Source organism: Candidatus Proelusimicrobium excrementi, assembly GCF_937881865.1.
GTDB lineage: Bacteria > Elusimicrobiota > Elusimicrobia > Elusimicrobiales > Elusimicrobiaceae > Proelusimicrobium > Proelusimicrobium excrementi.
In genome coordinates, this window is record NZ_CALGEO010000072.1 from 1 (window position 1) to 4,179 (window position 4,179).

At 45.1% G+C, this 4,179-nt stretch carries 6 protein-coding genes, 1 tRNA gene and 1 pseudogene; 5 read left to right on the forward strand and 3 right to left on the reverse strand.

Going from position 1 to position 4,179, the window contains the following annotated elements; all coding sequences use genetic code 11:
* The 3 genes and pseudogenes from ACQY26_RS03475 to ACQY26_RS03485 all read left to right on the forward strand — a co-directional run.
* Window positions 1-604: pseudogene (locus ACQY26_RS03475) on the forward strand (F0F1 ATP synthase subunit beta); the annotation flags it as partial.
* A 2-nt stretch (window positions 605-606) separates the two neighbouring features.
* Window positions 607-1,023 carry an ATP synthase F1 subunit epsilon gene (atpC, locus tag ACQY26_RS03480; RefSeq protein WP_428047709.1) on the forward strand — a complete coding sequence of 139 codons (417 nt, stop codon included), beginning with the start codon at window positions 607-609 and terminating at the stop codon, window positions 1,021-1,023.
* A 415-nt stretch (window positions 1,024-1,438) separates the two neighbouring features.
* Window positions 1,439-1,975, forward strand: a complete 537-nt coding sequence (locus ACQY26_RS03485; protein ID WP_428047710.1) for a serine acetyltransferase — start codon at window positions 1,439-1,441, stop codon at window positions 1,973-1,975.
* Here the strand turns inward: ACQY26_RS03485 and ACQY26_RS03490 are convergent.
* The 3 genes from ACQY26_RS03490 to ACQY26_RS03500 are packed head-to-tail and all read right to left on the reverse strand — an operon-like array spanning window position 1,968 to window position 3,212.
* A complete protein-coding gene (locus ACQY26_RS03490; protein WP_428047711.1) occupies window positions 1,968-2,384 on the reverse strand; it encodes a hypothetical protein in 417 nt (138 codons plus the stop codon). The genes ACQY26_RS03485 and ACQY26_RS03490 overlap by 8 nt on opposite strands.
* Window positions 2,384-2,794: an acyl-CoA thioesterase gene (locus ACQY26_RS03495; protein WP_428047712.1), complete on the reverse strand. Its 411-nt coding sequence runs from the start codon at window positions 2,792-2,794 to the stop codon at window positions 2,384-2,386. Before ACQY26_RS03495 ends, ACQY26_RS03490 begins: the two co-directional genes overlap by 1 nt.
* A gap of 1 nt (window position 2,795) precedes the next feature.
* Window positions 2,796-3,212: a secondary thiamine-phosphate synthase enzyme YjbQ gene (locus ACQY26_RS03500; protein ID WP_428047713.1), complete on the reverse strand. Its 417-nt coding sequence runs from the start codon at window positions 3,210-3,212 to the stop codon at window positions 2,796-2,798.
* A gap of 56 nt (window positions 3,213-3,268) precedes the next feature.
* Here ACQY26_RS03500 and ACQY26_RS03505 point away from each other — a divergent pair, with 56 nt between their 5' ends.
* Together ACQY26_RS03505 and ACQY26_RS03510 are read left to right on the forward strand one after the other, a co-directional pair.
* Window positions 3,269-4,027: a hypothetical protein gene (locus tag ACQY26_RS03505; RefSeq protein ID WP_428047715.1), complete on the forward strand. Its 759-nt coding sequence runs from the start codon at window positions 3,269-3,271 to the stop codon at window positions 4,025-4,027.
* A gap of 52 nt (window positions 4,028-4,079) precedes the next feature.
* Window positions 4,080-4,153: transfer RNA gene (locus tag ACQY26_RS03510), tRNA-Gly, on the forward strand.
* Window positions 4,154-4,179 lie beyond the last annotated feature (26 nt).

Here is a 4,179-nt window from a genome sequence, read left to right on the forward strand (position 1 = left end):
AGGTTATCAGCCTACTTTAAATACCGAAATCGGCGCTTTGCAGGAAAGGATTACCTCCACCAAAAAAGGTTCCATTACCTCTATACAGGCCGTATACGTTCCCGCCGACGACTTGACCGACCCCGGCGTCGCCGCCACGTTTACGCACTTGGACGCGACCACGGTTCTTTCAAGGCAGCTAGCCAGCTTGGGTATTTACCCGGCTGTCGATCCGCTTGATTCCACTTCAAGGATTCTTGACGCCAGGATTATCGGCCGGGAACATTACGACGTCGCCCAGGGCGTAAGGAAACTCCTGCAAAAATATAAAGACTTGCAGGATATCATCGCCATTTTGGGTATGGACGAGCTCAGCGACGAGGACAAAACCGTCGTGGCCAGGGCCAGACGCGTACAGAAGTTCCTTTCGCAGCCGTTCTTTGTCGCGGAAAAATTTACGGGTATGCCCGGCAAATACGTAAAGCTTGAAGACACTATAAAAAGCTTTAAAGCCATTCTCGCCGGGGAATACGATTATATCCCCGAGCAGGCGTTTTTCAACTGCGGCGGCATAGAAGACGTGCTTGCCAACTATGAAAAAATGAAAGCCAAAGAACAGGATTAATTATGGCGGGAAAGAAACTTAAACTGCAAATCATAACGCCGGAAAGGCAGGTTTTGGACAAAGAGGTTGATTTTGTCGCCCTGCCCGCTTATAACGGCGAAATGGGCGTGCTCCCTGGGCACGTGCAGTACGTCGCCAAGTTAAACTACGGCGTTTTGCGTTATAAAGAAGGCGATAAGGAAGAAACCTTTGCCGTAATGGGCGGCTTGGCGGAAATCGAAAACGATAAAATCAGCGTTTTTGCCGAGGACGCCGCTTTAGCCGGCGAAATTGACGAAGCCGCCGCCAAGCAGAAGCTTGCGCAGGCGAAAGCCTCTTTATCCAAACACGACGCGGACATTGACATAGAATTGGCCGAAATGGAAATAAAGAAAGCTTTGCTGATGTTGAAAGTAAAAAAGCAGCAGCCGAAGTTTTAAAACAGAAAGCCCCGGCAAGCCCGGGGCTTTTTTGCGTTTAATACAATTCGTTAAAATTGTTATAATTAATCGTACCCTTTTAGGGAGCGTAAATAAGCCTTAAATGCGGCTTATAAAAAATTTGATACTGTTTTTGGAACCGTATGAAGAATACGGTGCGCTGTCGGTACTCGGCGGCACATTCAGACTCCAAAAACAGCCGATTTAGACACAGTGTGTTCAAGCTGATCCCTTGGATATGCTGTGTCGAGCGCTTCCTGCCATATTTTATATGGCAGGGGCCGCGGCTGTTATTATTTGGGTTAGTCTGAATGGCTCAAATATAACAGCCGTTTTTATTTGCCCGCTTTTGCTTCCTGTTATATATATCTTTGCCCGGAAAGGTTCTGCCGGCGCGTTTGTTTTTGGGGTTTACATGAATAAATACATAAAAAGCGATTTGTTCAGATATTACGGCAAGAGTGATTTTATAACTTTTATAAAAGCCTTGCTGGTAAACGCTTCTTTCAGGTTTCAATACGCCTGGCGTATGCGCCAAAGCAAAGGCTTGCTGAAATATTACGGTTTGATTTTATGGCTTTTAAACCGAAACAGAAAAAGGATTGACCTGCCCGTGCAAACCAAAGTAGGCTACGGCCTTTATATAGGGCACTGCGGGCCGGTTGTAGTAAACCCTACGGCGGTAATAGGCAATAATGTAAATCTTTCTCAATTTACTACGATAGGCTCCAACCACGGCAAAGCGGCCGTAATAGGCGATAATGTTTATATAGGCCCTTGCGTCTGCGTGGTGGAGGATATCCGTATCGGCGATAATGTTACTATTGGCGCGGGCAGCGTGGTTACAAAATCAATCCCGGATAACGCAACCGCCGTCGGCAACTATGCCAAGGTGATAAATTACGATAATCCGGGAAGATATATTTTAAACAGATGGACTGATTTTAATTAGGCCAAGCGATGACTTCAACGCTGACGCCCGCTTTTTTGGCCGCGCTTACAATGCTTTCTATGGTTTTTTCGTCCGGCATTTGAAAGCCTTTAATCCTTTTAAGATTCCAGTAAACTTTCGTTCCGCGCGGCATTTCAAGCAGTTTGTCTTTTAGATAGGCCGAGCCGACTATAATATTGTCGTCTTCCGTAATCTGCTTGAAGGAAGTTGTAAGTTTTACGCCGTTTTCAATTATGGCGTAAGCCCAATCCTGCCCGTTATACCAAGAGTACATTTCATAAGAAACGGTGGGTTTCGCGGGGGAAATATCCGTCTGCGGATTTAAACTGCTGAAGCTTAATTTGTTTCCGTTGGGCGTAGTGCACGCAACTGCAGAAAAAAGCAAAACGGCCAAAAATAAATATCTCATCAGAACCTCCTGACTTTTATTTGTCTTGGCGATACTTTTATCGCCTGCATAACGTCTTGGGGCCAGTTTGAAAGCGTCCCTTCTTTGCTTACGCTTACAACGTCGGTCAGGCCCTGTACCAGCAAAGTGCCGTCCGATTTCTTTACAAAACATTCAAAAACTATTCTCACAGGGGAAATTTCCACGGCGTGCGTTTCCACGTCCAGAACGTCGCCGTACTTCGCCGGGTGTTTATACCAAACTTCCTGATGATGAACCATCATTAAGCATCCCCTTTCCGCCAGCTCCGGCACGCTGAATCCGGCCTGCTCCATAAAATCGGTGCGGCCCTCTTCAAAAAATTTAAGGTAATTTGCGTAATATACAACCCCCCCGCAGTCGGTGTCGTGATAATAAACTTTTCTTTTCACTTTATTCTCCTATAATTTTTATAAGGATTCTTTTGTTTCTTTGTCCGTCGAATTCCCCGTAAAAAATTTCTTCCCACGGGCCGAAATCCAGCCTGCCCTGCGTTACCGCGATGACGACTTCCCTTCCCATAATTGTGCGTTTTAAATGAGCGTCGCCGTTGTCTTCCCCGGTAAGATTGTGCTGATAGCCGTTGATGTCATAAGGGGCCAGCTTTTCCACCCAGCGGATAAAATCCTGATGAAGACCGAGTTCATTGTCGTTGATAAACACGCTTGAAGTTATATGCATGGAATTTACAAGGCAAAGGCCTTCTTGTATGCCGCTTTTTTCCAAAGCTTCTTGCACTTGGCCGGTAATATTTACTATTTGGTATCTTTCCGGCGTTCTTAACGTAAGATATTCGGTATGAGATTTCATTTTAAAGCTCCTTTCGGCGTTTAAAAAATAATATCATTTTATGTTAAAATAATGTTATGGATAAAGAAAAACAGACATATTTATTGCAAGTTGCAGGGGTGGCGGTTTTCGCGCTTTTGTTGTTGCTGCCGGTAATGTGGTATGCAAAAAAAGCGCAGTCGCCGGAAAGGTATATTACCGCGGAACAGCTTAAATCTTTTGAATCCGACACCGCGGAGTTCGTCGAACGGGACGAATTTTCTTACGGCGATTTGGCGCAGAATAATCCCGCCGGCGGCGGTATGAGGGGCAAGTTCAGCAATATAGGTTCGGCGATAGTTTCCGTAAACATCAATAATATCGTTATGATGACCCCGGCCGAATTTGAAAGCGTCGGCGCGACGCCCTTTTCTTTAATGAACACCGTCATGACCAACTTGAATATGCCGCAGGTTATAGAAGTGGTTTTTGACAATGACGACGTTTTAAAAGGCTTTTCAACACGCAAAGACGTGCATGAAATTACGTCAAATTATCTTAAAATTTACGATTTAGTTTCTTCCCAGGATTATGCCGTGGATAAATTCGTCAATAATCCGGCTGTTCAGGGCGTGCTCAAAAACGAACGCCTTTTAAGAAGCCTTATGAAAAGCAAAATAATGTCTTATGTTTTTTCGACGCCGGCGGCCAAATATTATTTGGGCAATCCGGCCAAAGCAAAACAGCTTATTTCGGGGAATCAAACTTTGGCTCCTTATTTGAAAAACCAAAGTCTTAAGAAGGTTCTTTCGGAAATTCCGGCGACCAGAAATGCCGCCGCGCAAATATTTGATTAAAAATCTTTGCAAAAGTTGTTTTGTTATGTTATAATATTTATACAAGATTTACGCGGGCGTGGTTCAATGGTAGAACGCGACCTTGCCAAGGTTGAGACGAGAGTTCGATTCTCTTCGCCCGCTCCATTTAGCGGCCTCCGTACGGAGGCCGT

What these genes read in the sequence shown, in the direction of transcription:
- atpC (WP_428047709.1), top strand. Translation starts at nt 607, where the DNA reads ATGGCGGGAAAGAAACTTAAACTGCAAATCATAACGCCGGAAAGGCAG.
- ACQY26_RS03485 (WP_428047710.1), top strand. Translation starts at nt 1,439, where the DNA reads ATGAATAAATACATAAAAAGCGATTTGTTCAGATATTACGGCAAGAGT.
- ACQY26_RS03490 (WP_428047711.1), bottom strand. Translation starts at nt 2,384, where the DNA reads ATGAGATATTTATTTTTGGCCGTTTTGCTTTTTTCTGCAGTTGCGTGC.
- ACQY26_RS03500 (WP_428047713.1), bottom strand. Translation starts at nt 3,212, where the DNA reads ATGAAATCTCATACCGAATATCTTACGTTAAGAACGCCGGAAAGATAC.
- ACQY26_RS03505 (WP_428047715.1), top strand. Translation starts at nt 3,269, where the DNA reads ATGGATAAAGAAAAACAGACATATTTATTGCAAGTTGCAGGGGTGGCG.